Origin of the sequence: Pseudoalteromonas sp. SR43-5 (assembly GCF_014163835.1) — a bacterium.
Classification (GTDB): Bacteria; Pseudomonadota; Gammaproteobacteria; order Enterobacterales; family Alteromonadaceae; genus Pseudoalteromonas; species Pseudoalteromonas distincta.
Genome location: NZ_JACJEA010000005.1, coordinates 53,946 through 73,770, shown reverse-complemented (window position 1 = coordinate 73,770; position 19,825 = coordinate 53,946). Strand labels below are relative to the sequence as shown.

Annotated in this window: 16 protein-coding genes; 9 read left to right on the top strand and 7 right to left on the bottom strand. The window is 38.6% G+C overall.

Going from position 1 to position 19,825, the window contains the following annotated elements:
• Positions 1-8: 8 nt before the first annotated feature.
• Positions 9-671, bottom strand: coding sequence for an HAD-IA family hydrolase (locus H5090_RS04440; protein WP_310736303.1), 663 nt, complete (start codon positions 669-671; stop codon positions 9-11).
• Positions 668-1,627 carry a 23S rRNA pseudouridine(955/2504/2580) synthase RluC gene (gene rluC, locus H5090_RS04435; RefSeq protein WP_024596136.1) on the bottom strand — a complete coding sequence of 320 codons (960 nt, stop codon included), beginning with the start codon at positions 1,625-1,627 and terminating at the stop codon, positions 668-670. The genes H5090_RS04440 and rluC overlap by 4 nt, the downstream gene beginning before the upstream one ends.
• Before the next feature lie 772 nt (positions 1,628-2,399).
• Here rluC and rne point away from each other — a divergent pair.
• Positions 2,400-5,333 carry a ribonuclease E gene (rne, locus tag H5090_RS04430; RefSeq protein WP_182695109.1) on the top strand — a complete coding sequence of 978 codons (2,934 nt, stop codon included), beginning with the start codon at positions 2,400-2,402 and terminating at the stop codon, positions 5,331-5,333.
• 507 nt (positions 5,334-5,840) lie between these two features.
• On the opposite strand, the gene yejK is transcribed toward rne, so the two are convergent.
• Complete coding sequence (gene yejK / locus H5090_RS04425; RefSeq protein ID WP_002961473.1) at positions 5,841-6,857, bottom strand: nucleoid-associated protein YejK; 1,017 nt, start codon at positions 6,855-6,857, stop codon at positions 5,841-5,843.
• Between the two features lie 62 nt (positions 6,858-6,919).
• Between yejK and H5090_RS04420 the strand changes: the two genes are divergently transcribed.
• The 7 genes from H5090_RS04420 (at position 6,920) to H5090_RS04390 (ending at position 13,310) form a co-directional block, all read left to right on the top strand.
• On the top strand, positions 6,920-7,132 hold the full coding sequence (locus H5090_RS04420; RefSeq protein WP_002961475.1) for a DUF1414 domain-containing protein: 213 nt from the start codon (positions 6,920-6,922) through the stop codon (positions 7,130-7,132).
• Between the two features lie 5 nt (positions 7,133-7,137).
• On the top strand, positions 7,138-8,634 hold the full coding sequence (locus H5090_RS04415; RefSeq protein WP_182695108.1) for a DUF3413 domain-containing protein: 1,497 nt from the start codon (positions 7,138-7,140) through the stop codon (positions 8,632-8,634).
• A gap of 86 nt (positions 8,635-8,720) precedes the next feature.
• Positions 8,721-9,200 (top strand): DUF4124 domain-containing protein, encoded by a 480-nt coding sequence (locus tag H5090_RS04410; protein WP_024596961.1) that lies wholly within the window; start codon positions 8,721-8,723, stop codon positions 9,198-9,200.
• Between the two features lie 103 nt (positions 9,201-9,303).
• Positions 9,304-11,022 carry a bifunctional isocitrate dehydrogenase kinase/phosphatase gene (gene aceK / locus H5090_RS04405; RefSeq protein ID WP_182695107.1) on the top strand — a complete coding sequence of 573 codons (1,719 nt, stop codon included), beginning with the start codon at positions 9,304-9,306 and terminating at the stop codon, positions 11,020-11,022.
• A 19-nt stretch (positions 11,023-11,041) separates the two neighbouring features.
• Positions 11,042-11,980, top strand: a complete 939-nt coding sequence (locus H5090_RS04400) for a LysR family transcriptional regulator (RefSeq protein ID WP_002961484.1) — start codon at positions 11,042-11,044, stop codon at positions 11,978-11,980.
• A 177-nt stretch (positions 11,981-12,157) separates the two neighbouring features.
• A complete protein-coding gene (locus tag H5090_RS04395; RefSeq protein WP_002961486.1) occupies positions 12,158-12,601 on the top strand; it encodes a PA2169 family four-helix-bundle protein in 444 nt (147 codons plus the stop codon).
• A gap of 313 nt (positions 12,602-12,914) precedes the next feature.
• Complete coding sequence (locus H5090_RS04390; RefSeq protein WP_182695106.1) at positions 12,915-13,310, top strand: biopolymer transporter ExbD; 396 nt, start codon at positions 12,915-12,917, stop codon at positions 13,308-13,310.
• 73 nt (positions 13,311-13,383) lie between these two features.
• Here H5090_RS04390 and H5090_RS04385 read toward each other — a convergent pair whose 3' ends face one another.
• The 3 genes from H5090_RS04385 to H5090_RS04375 are packed head-to-tail and all read right to left on the bottom strand — an operon-like array spanning position 13,384 to position 18,071.
• Positions 13,384-16,419 carry a TonB-dependent siderophore receptor gene (locus tag H5090_RS04385; protein WP_182695105.1) on the bottom strand — a complete coding sequence of 1,012 codons (3,036 nt, stop codon included), beginning with the start codon at positions 16,417-16,419 and terminating at the stop codon, positions 13,384-13,386.
• Positions 16,420-16,428: 9 nt separating this feature from the next.
• A complete protein-coding gene (locus tag H5090_RS04380; protein ID WP_024603563.1) occupies positions 16,429-17,508 on the bottom strand; it encodes a FecR family protein in 1,080 nt (359 codons plus the stop codon).
• The gene (locus H5090_RS04375) at positions 17,505-18,071 is read right to left on the bottom strand and encodes an RNA polymerase sigma factor (RefSeq protein ID WP_024597233.1); all 567 of its coding nucleotides are present in this window, start codon (positions 18,069-18,071) and stop codon (positions 17,505-17,507) included. Before H5090_RS04375 ends, H5090_RS04380 begins: the two co-directional genes overlap by 4 nt.
• A 273-nt stretch (positions 18,072-18,344) precedes the next feature.
• Here H5090_RS04375 and H5090_RS04370 point away from each other — a divergent pair, with 273 nt between their 5' ends.
• Positions 18,345-18,860 carry a DUF2937 family protein gene (locus tag H5090_RS04370; protein ID WP_165723945.1) on the top strand — a complete coding sequence of 172 codons (516 nt, stop codon included), beginning with the start codon at positions 18,345-18,347 and terminating at the stop codon, positions 18,858-18,860.
• Here the strand turns inward: H5090_RS04370 and H5090_RS04365 are convergent.
• Positions 18,840-19,727: a LysR family transcriptional regulator gene (locus H5090_RS04365; RefSeq protein ID WP_165723944.1), complete on the bottom strand. Its 888-nt coding sequence runs from the start codon at positions 19,725-19,727 to the stop codon at positions 18,840-18,842. The two genes, H5090_RS04370 and H5090_RS04365, sit on opposite strands and share 21 nt — an antisense overlap.
• Between the last annotated feature and the right edge of the window lie 98 nt (positions 19,728-19,825).

The window sequence follows — 19,825 nt, the reverse complement described above, 5'->3', positions numbered from 1 at the left end:
TAAATAAATTAGCCAAGCAAAACCTGTTGCAATTGCAGATAATTATCTACCGTTGCAACAGGGCTAAGCTTATTTAGCTGCTGTGCGTTATGTACACCCATTGTTACGCCAATTCTATCCATGCCTGCAGCTTTTGCCATTGTCATGTCTATTTGGGTATCACCAATCATTACAGCGTCTTGAGCACTTATTCCAAGCTCTTCAAGTAATTGATACAGCATATCCGCAGACGGCTTTGATTGCGCTTCGTCGCTTGTACGTGTTGCACTAAAAAAATGTCTAAGTTGGCTTTGATCAAGCAAACGCTCTAATCCATCTCGACCTTTACCTGTTGCAACCGCTAAAACAATGCCCTGCTCTTTTAAGGCACCTAAAACGCTGACAACATTATCAAATACAGGAGTTGGCGTGGTATCAACACTATATTGGTGTTTATACCCTTTAATTAGCGCTTGATGCTGCGCGACATTATCGGGAAATAAAACATCAATTGCTTTTTCAAGCGACATACCAATAATATTTTTAATTGCTAAATCACTTGGCGCCACTAAATTAAGTGACTCAGCACTACTACGAATACAGTTAACTATTTTAGTGACTGAATCCATAACGGTGCCATCCCAATCAAAAATGACGAGCTTATATTTTTTAATCAGCGTCACTGCAATCACTGTTTTGCGTCTCGTAATTTTAGTAATGTATTTTTAAGCGTTTTATCAAGGGGCGCTTCAATACGCATCGTTGTTTCGTTTTTAGGATGATAAAAACTTAAATCGTGTGCATGTAAAAATAATCGGTTTAACCCAACTTTACGCATAGATTCATCAAACCCTTGGTCACCGTATTTATCATCGCACGCGATAGGATGACCTTTACATTGCGTATGTACACGAATTTGGTGCGTACGACCTGTAACAGGTGATGCTTGTACAAGTGAGCAATCGTTAAAACGTTCAAGTACTTTAAAACGCGTATGCGAAGGCTTGCCCTCAGTGTTATCTACACGTACTACGCGTTCACCCGATTTAAGTGTATTTTTACGCAGCCCTTCGGTAACGTTTTTAGTTTTAGAGTCCCACTGCCCTTCTACAAGTGCCCAGTAATTTTTTTCCATGGTTTTTTCACGAAGCTGTTCATGCAATGCTGTTAACACCGAACGGCGCTTTGCAATAAGTAAACAGCCCGATGTATCACGGTCAAGCCTGTGAACTAGCTCAAGATTGCGCTCTTCTGGGCGAAGCGCGCGCAGCGCTTCAATTAAACCATAACTTAAACCACTGCCACCATGAACAGCCATACCTGAAGGTTTATTTATGACGATAAGGTATTTATCTTCAAATAAAATATCGTTTTCTAGGCGAGTTACTTTGTCTAACTTTGATGGTACAAACTCTTCACGCTCAGCAACTCTGATAGGTGCAATACGTAGTACATCGTCAAGCTGTAGTTTATATACAGGCTTAATACGCTTTTTATTAACGCGTACCTCACCTTTGCGCAAAAGTTTATAAATAGCGCTTTTAGGCACCCCTTTTAAATGGGTAATAAGAAAGTTATCAATACGCTGACCTAAATGGTCTTCATTGATCGTGACATAAGTTACTTGTAAGTCGTTTTTTTCTGACATTGCCTAATCACTAATTTAAGTAAAATAATTTAGTTGCTAACACTGTAATAATAGTGGGATAATCAGCAGCGCAAATATTTAGTATTTGCAAATAACAACGGTGCTTTTTAACACATTAAAACATTCGTGATGCACATTCTGGGTAGCCGATCATACAGATCCGAGTTAAGTTTTCCAAAGCTTTTATGCCTCCTCAGTTAACACGTGCGATCAATTAACGGCAATGCGCGTAATATATTGCTGGTTAAGTTTGAACATGAAGCGATTTTTAATGTGCTAGAGAAAGCAATGAACAGATAATTTGTCTGATAGTGACGACGTAAAAAACGTCGTTCAGCACTAGCTCAATTATTGTAGTACCGTACAGCAGCTTATTTAGAATTAAAAAAATCTAATAAATAAGCGTTCATTAACATCGGCAGCGATTTTTGCTCTTAAAACGGATATTAGCGATACATCAGTATGTATTGCTCACCAACTTAATGAGCCCTACGCGCCTAATATGAATGATATTTAGTAAGATTAATATGACAGGCCGACTTCTGGGTAAAACTTGTAAACGTAGCTGAAAAGCCGACAGTTTTAGCACCATTAAGAATTTAATAGCGGTAATAATCGCTATTGTTTGCCAGCATTTAAAATACTGCATACGAGATACAGAGCCGTTCCGTTAAAGACCCAGTCGTGAGGCTGCACATTCTAAAAATAGGGACAACTGAACAGGCGAGAAAAACATCGTCATGTCAGCGACATAAATAAGTAGAGTAACAATATGAAACGTATGCTAATCAATGCAACGCAGCAAGAAGAAATGCGCGTAGCACTGGTTGATGGCCAGCGCCTTTATGATTTAGATATCGAAAGCCCAGGTCACGAACAGAAAAAAGCCAATATTTATAAAGGCAAAATCACTCGCATTGAACCATCTCTTGAAGCAGCATTTGTTGATTACGGTGCTGACCGCCATGGTTTCCTTCCTTTAAAAGAAATTGCACGTACTTACTTCCCTGCAGGTTACACTTTTCATGGTCGCCCTAACATTCGCGACGTAATAAAAGAAGGTCAAGAAGTAATAGTACAAGTTGATAAAGAAGAACGCGGCCAAAAAGGCGCAGCGTTAACTACTTTTATCAGTGTTGCTGGTAGCTATTTAGTTCTTATGCCTAATAACCCTCGTGCTGGCGGTATTTCTCGTCGTATTGAAGGTGATGAGCGAACTGAACTTAAAGAAGCATTAGGTCGTTTAGAACTACCTAAAGGTATGGGCTTAATTGTTCGTACAGCGGGTGTTGGTAAATCATTTGAAGAACTTAACTACGATTTAAAAGCACTATTAGTACATTGGGATGCAATTAAACAAGCAGCCGATAGTGCTAAAGCACCGTTTTTGATTCACCAAGAAAGCAACGTGATTTTCCGCGCAATACGCGATTATTTACGTCGTGACATTGGCGAAATTTTAATTGATAAACCACGTGTTTTTGAAGAAGCTAAAGCGCACATTGAGCGTTTTCGTCCTGACTTTATGAGCCGTGTTAAGCTTTATCAAGGTGACACGCCTTTATTTACACATTACCAAATTGAAAGCCAAATTGAGTCTGCATTCCAGCGTGAAGTACGTCTTCCTTCTGGTGGTTCAATTGTAATTGACCCTACTGAAGCACTGACATCTATTGATATCAACTCGTCTAAGGCAACTAAAGGCGGCGATATTGAAGAGACAGCACTTAATACAAACTTAGAAGCGGCCGATGAAATTGCACGTCAATTACGTCTTCGTGACCTAGGTGGTTTAATTGTAATCGACTTTATCGATATGACTCCTCCACGCCATCAACGTGAAGTAGAGAATCGTTTAAAAGATGCAGCGCGCCCAGACCGTGCGCGCGTTCAAATTGGTAAAATCTCACGCTTTGGTTTACTTGAAATGTCGCGCCAGCGTTTGCGTCCTTCATTAGGTGAAGCAAGCCAAGGCCCATGTCCACGTTGTAGTGGCCAAGGTACTATTCGTTCAAACGAATCAATAGCACTTTCAATTCTTCGCTTAATTGAAGAAGAAGCAATTAAAGACAATACAGCACAAGTAAATGCACAAGTGCCTGTTGCTGTTGCCGCTTATTTATTAAATGAGCAACGTCGTAGTGTTCATCGCATTGAAAAACATCATAAATGTGACGTAGTGATTATTCCAAATCAACATATGGAAACACCACATTATGAAGTTATGCGCTTACGTAAAGACGAAACACTTGAAACTGTAAGTTACGGACAAGTTGTTGCACCAGAGCCTGAAGTATTCGAGATGTCAAAATCTCCAAGTACGCCAGTCCGTGAAGAGCCGATGCTAAAAGGCGTGGTAATGCCTTCTACTCCTGCTCCACAAGCAGCGCCAGCTAAAGCCGTAGAGCCTGCTGCGGTAGCACAAACTAAAACTGAAGGTGGCTTACTAGCTGCTATTGGTAATTGGTTTAAGTCGTTATTTGCAAGTGAATCTGAAGAAGAGAAAAAAGAAGCTGTAGAAAAAGAGCAGCAAGAAACGCGCAATAATGCGCGTCGTGGTAACGATAATCGTCGTCGTAATAACAATCAACGTCGTCGTAATAATAACCCACGCACTAACAAGCCGCGCAATGAGCGTCCAGCCGCTGAAGAGGAAGCTAAAACTGACTCAGCAGCAAGCACCGAGACTCAAGAGAGAAGCGAGAACCGCAACAAGCGCCGTCGTAACCCTAACTCTCGTAAGCGCCCAGAGCATAAAAACCAAGAAAAAGATCAAGTTAAAACTGAAGCCCCTGCAAAGGCGGAAGTAGAAACTGATTCTAAGCCAGCACAAGCTGCAGAGCCTAAAGAACAGAAGCCTAAAGTTCGCCGTCAACGTCGTAACATACGTAAAAAAGTACGTCTGCAAGATGAAAAAGCTGAGCAAGCTAACTCAACAGAGCAAGCACCTGAGCAAACGGCTGTAATTGAAACTTCACAAGTTCAAGAGCAAGCTCCTGCTGTAGAAAAGCAAAAGCAAGCTCCGGCAGAAAAAACAGCTCACATTAAAGAAGAGAAAGTTGATGTTGTTGATTCTAACGATGAAACAGCAACTACTGAAGACGAACAAGAGCAAACACGTACACGTTCACGTCGTTCTCCTCGTCATCTTCGTGCATCTGGTCAACGTCGTCGTCGCCCTGAAGGTGAAGCAGAAGTTAAATCTGATGAAGCCCCTGCATTTATTCCAGTTGCTGATCAAGCTGCTGCAGAATACGAAGCAGAACTTAAAGCGAAATCAGAAGAAACACCGGTAGATGCGTCGCAACAAGTTGAACAAGCCGTTGCGGTTGAAGACTTAGCAAAAGTTGAAGCTGTAGAAGAGCCAGTAAAAGCTAAAGAAACGGCTAAAGCTGAAACGCCAGTAGCCACTGAAGAGCCAGTTAAAGTTGAAACACCAGTAGCAACTGAAGAGCCTGCTAAAGTTGAAGCAAAAGTGAAAACTGAAAAATCAGCACCGCATGTTAAAACAGCGGTTACTCAAGGGTCAGCAAGTGCGCCAATGGCACAACCTACTCCTGTAGCTGATAGCGAAGTGAAACATACGTCTGTAGCAATGGCTCACGATAAACGTGAACTAGTTCCAGACAGTGGTTTACGTGCAGGTTCAATCAAACCTGCTGGTCGTGCAAGCTCTGCAATGACTAAAACAATGAGTGTTGATTAATAACTAACATTCATTTAAAAGCCCCGCTATTTAATAAATAGCGGGGCTTTTTTGTTTATATAATTTGAATAATCAGAAAAATGACTTCACGCCCGTAAAAAGTAATTTTTTCACAAAGAGGTAAAGAGACGCTGCGCTTTTAGAGGTAGTAATAAGTCTAAGTCTAAGTCTTGCTAACTTAAATAAGCCCCGCTAGCAAACCATCGCTTGTGTTTCTCATTTACTCCTCTTTCACTTCTCTTTGTGCAATAGATCTTTTAGTGGTTTTGTTAGCAAAGAAATTAAATAAACAGAAGCGTTGCTTCTCGCGTAAGCAAGCTTTACGCCTACAGCCGAAATTTAACACCGTGAATAAGATTAGCTTGTGTTTCTCATTTACTCCTCTTTCACTTCTCTATGTGAAATAAATCTTTAAGGTTTTTTTTCCGATGCAACGAATTTATATACCGATACAAAAAAGCGCGATATAAATACCGCACTCTTAAATCAGCTTTTTACTTGTGAAATTTACTCGCTTTCACTTTCCATAAAACGTTGTAACTGATCTTTTAAGTTTGGTGGAATACCTTTAATTACAAGCGTGTCCGTTGCCTCGTTGTAAGTTACGCGCTCACCTAAGTGTTTACGTTCAAAGCTTACACTCACACCACCACCAAGACCTGAGAACTTAACCATGCTGGTTACGGTTTTCTTATCAACAGGGAAAGTTTCTTCTAAGTCATAGCTTTGTTCTTTACAAAAACTATCAAACGGGCTGTCATCGCCTTTTGTAAGTGTTGCAGATAGCTCGCTTACGCTGGCATCTTCACCAGTTGTCACACAGTCATTACAGTAGTCAAAAACTTGTTTACGTAAATCGTCTTTTTCTGATTTATCAAATTGTTGCTCAGATAAATAATCCTCTACTGCGCTAAGCATTACTTGGCTTTGCTGTTTTGAATCAATACCCTCTTCACAACCTAAAAAGTCTAAGAAAAAGTCAGCAACTTTACGTCCAGCTCGCCCTTTGATAAATGAAATATAACGGTTGTCGTCAGCTTGTGTATCCCACGCTGTTAAATCGATACGAGCAGCAAGTTGCATGCGTGATATGTCTAAATGACGAGAAGCGGCTAAATCAAGCTCTGAGGTCATAGAATAATGCTCTTTGATGTTAATCATCGCAATTAGCATGTAATCAGTTGCAACGTACTGGTAATGACAAAATACTAAATAGCCTGTTTCACTAAATGCATACTTATCAAGCTCTTCTTTTAAAACCGTTGAGGCTTGCTCGGTCATATGCCAAAAGCCTAACTCATCATTACGGTAACTTTGCATTGCAGATGCTACAACACTGTTTTTGTCACCACTGAAAGCACAATAACCTTTACCAGGTTTACCATTGTATGCATGATGTAATTGTTCGATAAAAACGGCTACTTTATCGTTAATTACCATCTCATCATTTCGAAGGTGAATTTGCGTATCGTCGTCTTTTTTGTCTACATAGTGAACGACTAATTTTTTAACGTCTGTTGTCATCTTTGTTTTTCACGCCTCTAGTGTTAAAATACGAGAATATAACTATTTTATTGAACCAACTAATGCCAATCTTATCAAAATACTCTAATGAAGAAGTAGAACAAATCGTCGATCAGCTTATTGATGTGCTAACTAAACACAATGCGCCGGTTGATTTAAGTCTTATGTGTTTAGGAAATTCTATCACGCATATCTTAAAAGAGCATGTACCAACAGGGAAAAGACAAGCTGTAACCGAGAACTTTGCAAAAGCGCTCGCGCAGTCGGTTAAATAAAATTTATGAATTTATCGCAGCACAATCAATTTTCATCAAAAGCGAGTCAGCTGCTAAGTTGGGGGCATTGGTTTACCTTTGCCAATATCGGCTTAGCCCTACTTATTAGCTTAAGCTATTTATTTGCAGACTCGCCACCTACAAGCTTTTTAGGCATTACCTATATGCTAGTTACTTGGCTAAGCCACACTAGTTTTATAGCCTTTTTAGCGTTTGTGCTGACGGTATTTCCGCTTAGTTTAATATTCCCCTACCCACGACACATTCGTGGCATGGCCGCTGTAATAGCCACTGTAGGCGCATCATTGCTTACTCTTGATGCTTATGTGTATGTTAATTTAGGTTATCACCTAAGTATATCTGCCTTACCTGAGATCATTTCATTGTTGTGGCATCGTTTAACAAGCTCTCCTGCTTTAACAACCATTTTAGCCAGTGGTATTGTTGTTGTTATTTTAGGCTTTCAGCTACTTGTTAGTAATTACACATGGCACCACCTTGAGCGTTTAAAGCAATATAAATTTGCACGTTACGCAATTTCTTTTTTAATCGTGTGTTTTTCGCTTAGCCACAGTATTCATATTTGGGCTGACGCCAATTTAAACTTTGATGTAACAAAACAAGATAATGTTTTGCCACTTTCATACCCTACTACTGCTAAAAGCTTGTTAGCTAAAAATGATCTGCTAGATATAGAAAGCTACGAGCAAGCACACAACGTAAAAATTAATAACCAAAATATTAGTTATCAAATGCCAAGCCAGCTTGAAAAATGCGAGGACTACACACAAGCCAATGTAGATATATTTGTATTTGAAACTCAACAACAACTCGAAAAGTTTGTTGCCGAGAATAAAAACATGAACAAAACAGAGCAGTTTTTACAGCCAACAAATCATGACGATACGTTATTTAGCTTAGTGTATGGTTTACCCGCTTTTTATAAAGCAGCAATTTTAACCGAGCAGACACTTCCAGTTTGGCAAAGTCAGCGCCGTAGCATTGAAGTAACTGGCATTGAAGAACTAAGCTTTATTAATGATCAAGCACATAGCTCTAGTGCTATTCGAGTAATTAAAGCGAGTGATACCCCTACTGTTCGAGATGATGAAACACAGGTTTTTGCTTTTAGTCTTGCCAATAACAAGCAAGAAGTAGTAACCACCTCAACTTTATACAGCTCTGACAAACGTATTTCTAAGGTAGATGGGCTAATTCAACCTAGCGATTTAATTGCAACAAGCGTTGGGCAATATTTAAATTGCAAAGCTATTGCCAAGCAAACAATGCTAGGCGTTAATCTATACAAGAAAAAAGACGATATGGGCGTGAACTACTCTCAGGGTGTTGTTATAGCCTATAAAAAAGATAGGATTACCTTAATAGATTCAGATGGTAACTTTAAAAACATTTCCGCCGCTGAAGGTTTTTCTATTGAACAAGGTTTAGATATACCATTTTTAGTACAGAGTATTAAAAAGCTCAAAACCTTTACCCAATAACAGTTATCCTAACCTAGCTTGATATACCACCAAGCTAGGTTATAGTTTTATATTGTTGTTAGATATAAAAAACAAGGATGACATGTATGTTTAAAACTTCTCGTTATATTCTCCATTCTAGCTTTTTACTTATCAGTTTTTTTAGCTTTAGCGATACCACTTACTACAAATGTGTAACAGAAAAAGGCACTGTCTTTTCTCAACTCCCCTGTGACGACGAAGCAACGACTTATAAAGTTAACACAACGGGTAATCAGTATTCTGGTCCTAAGGTTGACTACACTAAACAACTAAACGAACTTGAGCGTGAAAGGCTTCTATCTGGCTTACAGGCAGAGCTTCGCAGTAATAACCATAAACTAACAATACTTGATCGTAATAAAGAGCGTGCTGAATACAAACAACAAGAGCGGTTAAATCATATCTTAGCCATTGATGATAAAAAGCGTATTACTAAAGACATTACTAAAAAACTAAAAATAATTAATAAAACATATAAGAAAAACGTATCGGCTGTGACTAAACAAATTAAAATTCTCGAAAAAAAGATAGCTCAATTCCAATAAGTTACTCTTAGTTAGTAAGTAACATTTATCTTGGTTTTAAACTTAAAATAACATACCCTTAACACAATAGAGTATAAACTCTAGGGACTTTTAAGGAGTGCAAATGCAACCTCGCCATATTGCTGAATTAATTTTAACGGGTTTTAAAAGGCACTATCAGTTATTTCAAAAAACAACAGCCAAAGCCCCTCTTGCCTTTGCAAAAAAAGATTGGCAAGCAATTAATGATATCAGCCGTTTGCGTATCAGCTATTATGATGATCGTGTTAACGAAACCACGCAAGCGCTAAAAAAAGAAACCCCAACCGAACAACTCGATGAAAGCCTATGGCTTGAAGTTAAAAAGGTATATCAGCATTTTTTATGTTTTCATCCCCAAGCAGAGCTCGCAGAAACTTTTTATAACTCTGTATTTTGCCGGCTGTACCATAGGCGCTATTTTCATAATGACTTTATATTTGTAGAAGCAACCTTAAAAGATGCTCCTTCAGTGCCTGTAGAAGCAGAATATAGAACATACTTTCCTGTAGTTGATGGCCTCAAACCAACAATAAAACGCATTATTAGTCATTTTGATTTTAAAGCCCCATTTGTAAATTTAGAGCGTGATATCCGCCTCCTTGTTAAAGCTTTTTATAAACAAGCCCCCGATACACATCACCAACCTTGGCAAATGCGCTTTGATATTTTACACACACCTTTTTATCGTAATAAAGCAGCCTATATTGTTGGTCGTGTTGTTTCAAAAAGTGGGGTTCAGCCCTTTATAATCGCTGTATTACACGATGAAGATAACGGATTATATTTAGATGCACTTTTAACTAAGTCATCTCAAATGCGTGTTATTTTTGGCTTTGCCCGCGCCTACTTTATGGTAGAGACTCACGCACCTTCAGCACTTGTTCGGTTTTTAAATCAACTTATGCCAAACAAAACACTTGCTGAGCTCTATAACGCAGTGGGTTTTCATAAGCAGGGTAAAACTGAGTTTTACCGAGAGTTTTTAAATCATTTATCTCACTCTAGTGATGAGTTTACAATTGCACCGGGGACTCCCGGTATGGTGATGATGGTATTTACCCTCCCCTCATTTGGCTATGTTTTTAAAGTAATAAAAGACAAATTTGGTGAGAGTAAACCCTTTGGCCGTGATACCGTATTAAAGCGTTATCAACTGGTAAAAAATCATGATCGCGTTGGCAGAATGGCCGATACCATCGAGTATTCTAACGTCGTATTTCCTTTAGCGCGTTTTGATAGTAATTTACTTGCGCAATTACATAAAACAATTGGCTCATCAATGATAATTGAGGGCGATTGGTTGATCATCAAGCATTTGTATATTGAACGGCGCATGACACCTCTTAACTTGTTTTTAGAAAATGCTGATGAAGAAAGTGTCGCCGACGCAATTGAAGAATATGGGCAAGCCCTAAAAGAAATGATTGCTGTTAATATATTCCCTGGTGATATGCTCTTAAAAAACTTTGGTGTAAGTAAGCACAAACGTATTATTTTTTACGATTACGATGAAGTCCAATATCTAACCGATATGAACTTTAGAACATTACCAAAAGCAAAGAGCTATGACGACTATTTAATGGATGAACAAAGTTACTCTGTTGCACCACAGGACGTATTTCCTGAGCAACTTTGTACATTTGTAATGCCAAACCCTATGTATAAAAAGTTTTTACTCAGCACTCACCCAGAGCTTATAGATGTTAGCTTTTGGAAGCAGGCACAACAAAATATAAAAAATGGTCAGGTAAGTCATATTTACCCATACCCGACAGCACAGCGCTTTATTCACCACTGGTAAGCGCTAAAGGACACACACAATGAATATAAGCAAAATAGATTTAAATTTACTCGTTTACCTCGATACATTGCTGCGAGAATGCAACGTAACACGCGCTGCTAATCAATTGAGTATAACGCAACCTGCAATGAGTAATGGCCTTAAACGTCTTCGTAACTTATTTAACGACCCTATTTTAGTTCGTACCAGCGATGGTATGGTACCTACCGAGCGTGCTTTGGAGTTACAACCCGTTATTCGTGGCATTTTAATGACCCTTGAAGAAACTCTAGCACCTAATCGAGAATTTGAGGCAAGCCAAAGTAAGCGTGTGTTTAGAATAATGGCCAGTGATTACGCTGCAAGTACATTAGCACCAAAGCTTTTAAGTAAATTGCACGAAGAAGCCCCCGATACTACTTTAGATATACTCACACCAAGTGATGTCACCTTTCATGATGTAGAAAACGGTAAAGTAGATATGGCAATCAACCGTTTTGAAAACTTACCGCAGTCTTTTCATCATAAACGTATTTGGAAAGATAGTTTTTGCTGCTTAGTAAAAGCCGATAACCCTATAATTGAAAACTTTAGCCTCGACAGCTATTTAAAAGCACGCCATATATGGGTGAGTAAAACAGGTTTTGGTGTAGGTGTGGGCATGGACCCTAAAGATGTGCAAAAACTTGGCTGGGTTGACGAAGCACTTGCTCACTTTGGTAAGCATCGTAATATTGCCACTTTTACGCGTAACTACCATGTAGCAATTCATTTAGCTAAAGAGAAAAATTTGATTGCGACCCTTCCTTCAAAAGCCGCGAACATATATTTGGATGATCCGGGGCTTAAAATTTTAGAGCCACCATTTCCAATTCCTCCTTTTGAGCTTGATATGATTTGGAGCCCACTGTTGCATCGCGATGCGAGTCACATTTGGTTACGTCAAAAAGTAGCTGAAGTAGCTGAAGAGCTAAAATAACTTTATTACACAATATAATGTAAAAATTGCTAGGTTAATTTTCTGCCTGTTAGCTTAGCACCCTGCTGAAATAAAATTAATCCAATAAAATCAAATGACTACATAATAATTGAAACGTGGAACATACATTGCTTTTATTAAATTGAACTATACATTCATTTAATTAAAGAGGTCATTATGAACACCCATCAAGGATCAGAAGTAAATCATATTACTGACATCATTCAAGTTATGAACAGCGGCATCGATTTTTATCAAAAAGCACAGGAAAAAGTTGAAGACCCTGCTATTGGTGCACTTTTTCAGCGTATGATAGATGCCCGAAAAGTGAGTGTTGAGCGCTTGCAGCCATATGCAATTAATGAAAAAGGCGAACGCGAAGATGGCTCATCTTTCGCAGTTGAAGCACGACGTGCGTACACAGCCCTATTGACTACTTTCACCTCACACAACGACAGCACGTATGTAAAAGAGCTTGAAGAGGTAGAAGATAAAACCCTTGAAGAAATTAAAGCAGCAATGGATAAACCGCAACCAGCTGACTGCGAAGCTGCACTGGCTAAAACATTATTAACAATGCAAAGCTGCCATGCAGAAATGAGCCGTATGCAAAAGCATTAAGCTTACATAGCGCATAACTAGAACCCAGCCTCGAGCTGGGTTTTTTATTGCCCCTAATACCAATCTACATATTTTTTTAAGCAATTTAACAAATTGCATTACATTATAACGATGCTAAATAGACCCATTTTTAAGCAGATCGGTATAAACACCACCTTATTTCGCCACATTTTAAATACATAATTAGTACAAATATTTAATATTATTAGAATATTTATTTAACCACGCTTTATTTTTGCTGTGCTAATTTTGTTAATAGGTACCTAAAACCTTGCTGTGGCGCCGCAGCATTTAATTAAAAATAAGGTCCAATATGAAAAGTAAACTAACCAAACTACAAAATAATGCTGATGTAGATATGACCCCGATGTTAGACATAGTGTTCATATTACTAATTTTCTTTATTGTAACTACATCTTTTGTAAAACCTGTGGGTATTGAATTAAACCGACCACTCGACAGCCCTCAAATAGATAAGCCTGTTAAAAATGCTTTATTTAGAATTGATGAAAGTAACGGAGTATATTTTTCTGGGAGGTTAATTGATTTAGAGCAAGTTGCGACTAACTTAGCTATGTTCGCGGCTAAATATGAAATAAGTTCGGTACTTATAACCGCAGATGAAAACAGTACACATAATACTTTAATGAATGTAATGAATAATATTAAGCAATACGATGATTATCCAATAAGTTTGATTTCTAAATAAAATCAGCCCAAGCTAAAACCAAAAAAAGGGCCTTACGGCCCTTTGAGTTAAATAACAAAAGGGAGGTTATTAATTAAAAACGGTATTCTGCACCTACGTAGTAGTAAGCACCGTTAAATCCAAATGGAGCCGAACGACGTGAGTAGTCAAACACACCTGAGCTACTTATTACTGTGTTGCCACTAGCATCCACAATAGTACCTGAGCGAGAGTTACCTATTTCATTTTTATCTGGGTAAACATCGAACAAGTTATTTGCACCAATATTTACTGATAAATCTTCAGTAACGAAGTAGTTAACTTTAACGTCAGTTAAAATTTCTGCGCCATACGTTTGACGACCGCCATCTTCTACTGTGTATTCACCAAAACGATTAAGTGACAGGTTAACAGTCCAATCATCACGTTGATAAAGCGCACTTAAGTTAATACGGTCCTCTGGTTGCCACTCTTCTATAATAGAGATGTCTTCAGCTGAGAATATATCTTCTACTTTTACCGTCTCAAGGCTTGAGCCAGCAGGAGAGAACAACGATACAACATCTGTTTTGGTAAAGTTAGCTGCAAGTGTAAAATCAAGCGTGCCGCCTAAACCTTCAGTGTTCCACGTTGCTACAAAATCAACACCACGAGTTTCTGTATCAGCACCATTTAAGAAAAACTGCCCTACGCCAGCACCTGCACTATTTAGTGCTGCATCAAGGCTTGTAGATAACCCTTTACCTAAGCGATCACTAATTACAATACGGTCGTCAATATCAATCGAGTAGTAATCAACGGTTACATTAATATTATCGGTAACGTTATACACAATACCTAAACTACGGTTTTGTGATTTTTCTTCTTTAAGTTTTGGAATACCTAAACTTTGCGCAAGTGTTGAATCATTTCTAAATGTACCAACTTCTTCTGCAACTAAATTACCATTAGTATCAACAACAAATTGTGTGCTTACGTTATTAAAGTAAAGCTGCTGCATTGAAGGCGCTCTAAATCCTGAGCTTAATGCACCACGTAATGAAATATCGTCGGTAATAGACCAGTTACCTGCAAGTTTAAAGTTTACTGTATCGCCAAAACCTTTGTAGTTATCGTAGCGAAGTGCACCAGATAAAATCACATCTTCAATTACATAAGATTCTGCATCTACGTAAAATGAAATTACATCACGTGACTCATCCACTGAAGACGCAGGTGAGGAACCACCAAAACCTTGTGAACCACCTGATGCATCTTCAGAGCCAACACCGCCACTTAAACCGCTGTAAATACTTACACCATTTAATGTATCGTAATCGCGGTACGCATATTCATTACCTTCTAAAATACGGTATTCGTCAGTACGTATTTCAGCACCCATCGCTAACGAATAATCATCAAAATTTTGTGTAAAATCAATATTGATTGTTTGCAGTGATAATTCCATGCCGTAAGCGTACGCTTCACGTGGAATAGTTGTACGAATATCAGCTGCACTTAAACCTTGGTCATAACGTAAAAAGTTAGCGTATGAGGCATTGATAGTGTCACTTGTAGTGTAATCAATGCTGTTCTCGCCATAGGTGTAAGATAAATCAAGGCTTGCATCGTTATCAAATTCAGTTTTATAACCAAAGTTGTACGAGATATCATCGATAGTTGTGTTGATTTTTGGTAAGAAACCTAGCGGAATCGTCGCATCGTTATCTTGTAGTACTGGGTTACCACCTGCATTTGCATTATGACGGAAAAATGCAGCCGACTCATTTTCACGTGTTGAGTAAGTAATAAAGCCGTAAAGCTCGCCATCACCTAACTCGTAACCGGTATTAATTGTTAAACCAAACTGCTGAGAATCAGCATCACCAATTCTAAAGGTATCACGATCGGCTGTCAGCTCACGCGGATCGCCAGCAAGTAAAGTGCCGTCACTTAGTTCTGTACAACCATAAAACTGACAAGAGCCATGTAAACCTGCACGGTTAGTCGGTGCACGGTCACGGTAATTAATAGTTGTATTTAAATAACCGTCATCACCTAGCGCAAAGCCTTTATTAAAATCAAGGTTAATGGTTTCGCCATCGCCTTCAGAATATTGACCGTAGTTAATAGCCGCTTTGCCACCTTCGCTACCATCTTTAAGTACAATATTAATAACACCTGCAATTGCATCAGAACCATACTGAGCAGCAGCGCCATCACGTAATACTTCAATGCGTTTAATTGCAGAGGCTGGAATTGCATTCATGTCAGTACCTGCGGTACCACGCCCAACAGAGCCATTAATATGAATAATACTTGCTTGGTGACGACGTTTGCCGTTAATTAACACCAATGTTTGATCGGGGCCCAAACCGCGAAGTGTCGCAGGTCTTAAAGCATCAGTACCGTCACTAATTGCAGAGCTTGAAAAGTTAAATGAAGGGGCGATAGACTGTAGCATACGACCAACTTCTGTTTGGCCTGTATTTTCAAGCGCTTCTGCACTTAGGATATCTACTGGAACGGGTAAATCTTCAACTGAACGTCCTGCTACACGGCTACCTACAATAGCGATTTTTTCAATTTTTTCTTGAGCGACTTCTTCTGCTGCGTTTACACCTTGCGAATTTACTGCAAGTAAAGCTGGTAATACTGCTGCACTGACCGCTGAAAGCTTCATCATGTTGTTATCATTCCTGTTGATTTGTTTGAGTTTTATACTCAGTAAACCATTTTGATCAACAACCGCATCGAGCTCAGTCCCACCTAATAATGCCTCTAGAGCATCTAGCTGAGTGTAAAATCCATAAACTGAATTTGCGTCATACTGCTTTGCCAACTCATAAGAAAACACCACGGTTTGCTCTGTTTGTTTAGCATATTCAATTAAGGCTTTGTCTGCTCGCTGCGCTTTTATATCAAATTGCACCATTTGCCCAGTGGTTTGTGTTGCTGCTTGTACACTTAAACTAAAAATAGCCGGTGCAAGCACACTAAATCCACTCAATAAATGCGTTTGGTTACTGCGCAACTTATATAAACAGCTGACAAACAAAAATCCTCTATGGGTTTGTTTCTTTTTTTTAATGTTTTTTTTACGTTCAATCTTTATTGATGTAACTTTACCTAACATTAGTTTGATTTGCATAACGTCTACTTATGATTCTGTATGGTGTTTTAGCGTTACTACATGCTCACCTAAACGCTCATGATCAATCGAAAAGTTAGTTTGTAAACTTTCTAGTAAACCTTCAACGTCACCGGCTTTAAATACTCCAGCGACTTTAATACTGGCAAGCTCAGCTGATGAAAGCTCAAAACGTGTGGCTGTATAGCGGCTTACTTCATTTAAAGCATCGCTTAGCTCTTCTCCATTAAAAATAAGCATCCCGTTTTGCCATGCCAAATCGCGTTGTACGTCGTTCATTGAAAGCTGCGTAATTGGTTTTGTAACACTTTGCTCAATAACTGCTTTTTCGCCTGAGGTAACAATATTGGCATTAATTTGACGAATTTTTTTCGTGCTATTATCTGCAAGTTGATAATCTTTAAAGTCATTCGCATCAACCGCTACACTTGGATCGGTGATCATCACTTTGCCTTCAGTAACCACCAGTTCTAAATCTGATGAAGTATTGCGTTGTACATTAAATACCGTGCCTAACGCGGTAAAACTTTTATCACCAGCCATAACACTAAACGGACGCGTGGCATCTTTTGCTACATTAAAGCGCCCTTCTCCACGACTAAGTAATAACTGCCTGCGGCCTTTACTATAAGCAACTTCTAGTAAGCTATTAGTATTAAGCTGCACTATGGTGCCGTCTGGCAATACATACGTTGCTTGCTCGCCTACTTTTGTTTTGTAAATTTTAGTGTAATTAACTTTAGCAAGCTCTTGGTTGTAGCCATTTTCTAAGTTAATTAATAAGTAGCTGCATACCATTAACGCTGCAAACAAACTCGCTGCAATTGAGTAAGAAAACATCCACTTGTTTTTTGATGTTTTAGTATTGTTGCGCTGAGGAAATAAATGACTTAATTCGTTTAATACTGAAAGCTCATCCCAAAGCTGAGCAAGCTCGTATATAGAGTCTTGATGTGCGGTGCTTTGCATCATCCATAATTTAAATTGCTCTTTTTCATCATCAGTTAAACCACGATCAATCGCGCTTATCCAATCACATGACTTTTCTAAGATTAAATCTTTTGAATTAAATTGATGAACATTACTCATTCTGCGACCCTCTTAACTGATATAGGATGTGCTTGAGCTTTAAGGTTCGTTTGAGGGCTTTGCTCATGTTCACGCATGTATAACATGGTTTGTAACAATCCTTTGGCAATGTGTTTTTCAACAGTGCTTTGGCTTAACTGCATTTGGTCTGCAATCTCTTTTTGGCTCATACCGTAAACTTTTTTTAATATAAAGCATTTACGAATCGATGAGCTTAGTTGCTCAGTAGCTCTACAAAAAAGTAAAAAACGCTCTTTAGATGTGTATTCGTCTTCGAGCTTCATTGATTTGAGTAATACGGGCAATTCGTTATCGTTTTCTAACGAATCATTAAATTTATTGTCCCACTTAGCTATATGGTTGAGTGCTAGATGTTTTGCTGTTTTTAGCATATAACTGCGGGTAAACTGGATGTCTTGTTTTAAATCAGCTTCATAGCTTTTTACAAAAGTTTCTTGCACAATGTCTTCTACATCGTCGGGTTGAACAATGCGCGATACAAAACGTTTGAGCTGTTTAGAAATATCAACAAATGTTGACGTGAACTTTACTTTTTTCGTCATCCTTAACATCCACCTGTTGTTATTTTTATTATTAGGGCGTGTTGGCCTTTCGTGGTTGAATTTGCAGCAGTACGTTTGGTATTTAGGCAAGGCAGAGCCTATGTAGTGTGGTTACTCCCCATAAATAAGTGATAACGCAGCATAAATGCCAAACATGCGCTGCCCTTTGGGTTCAATCCACAAAGGTTAACACGCCCCAATAGATTACGAGTTTTTGACATAAAAACAAGCTCAAATGTTAATTCTGGGTTATTTAAATGCATAGGAAGATAAATGAGTAAACTTTTAGATTATATACGACTTAGTTTCTTTGCATTCGGTTTACTACTTGGAGTGCAAATACCTGCATTTGTAAGTGACTTTGGCCAAGCATTATCAGCCCAGTTAATTGAAGCTAATAATGCCGTTGCGCCTTTTAAAAGCGATGCAGCTAAGTATTTCAATAATGATTTAACTAAGCTAATAAAACACTATCAAAATATTGATGATGAAATTGTGAACAAAGGGGCAAGTAATATCAGTACTCTTTACGAGCGACAGCAAGATTTACAGATAGCCGTAAATAGGTTTGAGAAATCTCCGTATATATTTACTATGATCAGTGGCATGAGCGATATAAAGCAACAAGTATGGCAACGCTTTGAAGGTCAAATCATTTTGAAAAAAGACTCTATTATAGCCGCCATTGTTGCAGCCATAATTGTTGCCTTGCTTGCAGAGCTTACTGGTTATTTGTTTTTAATTGGAGTAAAACGCTCATTTAAACGCTTATTCGCAGCTCAAAAATAGTGATTTCATAAAATCATAAAATACATCGGTTTTGCGGGTTGTTAAACTATTTTGCGGACGTAAAAACCAAACCGGTGCATCATCTTGTGCCATTACCCCTGGCATAACTTCAACCAAAATACCGTTTTTAAGATCTTCATTAATCGCTATTTTTGATTTAATAGCAATACCATGACCTGCAATAGCAGCTTGTGTCATATTATCGGAGTTTGAAATAGTAAAACGGGTTTTAGCATTAAAGGTATGTATTTTTTTGTGTTCGTCATAAAGCTTTAACTGGCGTTGCCACGGCAGGCAAACCCAATAATGCTCACTCAATTGCGTTAAATTTTCAGGCATGCCGTACTTTTCTATATAGCTAGGGGCTGCACAAAGTATGCGACTATTGTTTACGATTTTACGAGAAAGTAATCCTGAGTCATTTAACTTTCCCACCCTAATTGCAACATCTTGCGCGTCATCAACTACATTTACAAAATGATCCGTTATTAAAAAATCAAGCTTTAGTTCAGGGTAAGCTTGCTCAAACTCATTGAGTTTAGGCATTACGTATTTTGAAAAAACCCAAGGCGGCATGGTCACGCGTAGTAAACCACTCACCGATGAGCTACGCGCGCCAATACTATGTTCAGCATCGTGTAGAGCTTCTATTATAGCCCCCACACGCGTATAAAATATTTCACCTGCGGGAGATAACCGTACTCGCCTGCTATCTCTAAAAACAAGTACTGTAGCAAGCTCACGCTCTAGTTTACTTAAGCGATGGCTCACCGTTGCAGGCGATAAACGCTGCTCGCGGGCAGCAGCAAGTACGCCCTTGTTTTCAACTACAGCTATAAATGTTTCTAGGTCGCTTAAATTATACATAAAGATGCCATTGTGCACTTTTCAATGTTTAATATTTTCGAATGAAGCTTTCAGTATTGCAATGTTTATTTAAATATGTAAAACACTATAATTGCAAA

What these genes read in the sequence shown, in the direction of transcription:
- H5090_RS04375 (WP_024597233.1), bottom strand. Translation starts at nt 18,071, where the DNA reads ATGACGAAAAAAGTAAAGTTCACGTCAACATTTGTTGATATTTCTAAA.
- H5090_RS04415 (WP_182695108.1), top strand. Translation starts at nt 7,138, where the DNA reads ATGAATTTATCGCAGCACAATCAATTTTCATCAAAAGCGAGTCAGCTG.
- rluC (WP_024596136.1), bottom strand. Translation starts at nt 1,627, where the DNA reads ATGTCAGAAAAAAACGACTTACAAGTAACTTATGTCACGATCAATGAA.
- H5090_RS04385 (WP_182695105.1), bottom strand. Translation starts at nt 16,419, where the DNA reads ATGCAAATCAAACTAATGTTAGGTAAAGTTACATCAATAAAGATTGAA.
- H5090_RS04400 (WP_002961484.1), top strand. Translation starts at nt 11,042, where the DNA reads ATGAATATAAGCAAAATAGATTTAAATTTACTCGTTTACCTCGATACA.
- aceK (WP_182695107.1), top strand. Translation starts at nt 9,304, where the DNA reads ATGCAACCTCGCCATATTGCTGAATTAATTTTAACGGGTTTTAAAAGG.
- rne (WP_182695109.1), top strand. Translation starts at nt 2,400, where the DNA reads ATGAAACGTATGCTAATCAATGCAACGCAGCAAGAAGAAATGCGCGTA.
- H5090_RS04420 (WP_002961475.1), top strand. Translation starts at nt 6,920, where the DNA reads ATGCCAATCTTATCAAAATACTCTAATGAAGAAGTAGAACAAATCGTC.
- H5090_RS04410 (WP_024596961.1), top strand. Translation starts at nt 8,721, where the DNA reads ATGTTTAAAACTTCTCGTTATATTCTCCATTCTAGCTTTTTACTTATC.
- H5090_RS04390 (WP_182695106.1), top strand. Translation starts at nt 12,915, where the DNA reads ATGAAAAGTAAACTAACCAAACTACAAAATAATGCTGATGTAGATATG.
- H5090_RS04395 (WP_002961486.1), top strand. Translation starts at nt 12,158, where the DNA reads ATGAACACCCATCAAGGATCAGAAGTAAATCATATTACTGACATCATT.
- yejK (WP_002961473.1), bottom strand. Translation starts at nt 6,857, where the DNA reads ATGACAACAGACGTTAAAAAATTAGTCGTTCACTATGTAGACAAAAAA.
- H5090_RS04380 (WP_024603563.1), bottom strand. Translation starts at nt 17,508, where the DNA reads ATGAGTAATGTTCATCAATTTAATTCAAAAGATTTAATCTTAGAAAAG.
- H5090_RS04370 (WP_165723945.1), top strand. Translation starts at nt 18,345, where the DNA reads ATGAGTAAACTTTTAGATTATATACGACTTAGTTTCTTTGCATTCGGT.
- H5090_RS04365 (WP_165723944.1), bottom strand. Translation starts at nt 19,727, where the DNA reads ATGTATAATTTAAGCGACCTAGAAACATTTATAGCTGTAGTTGAAAAC.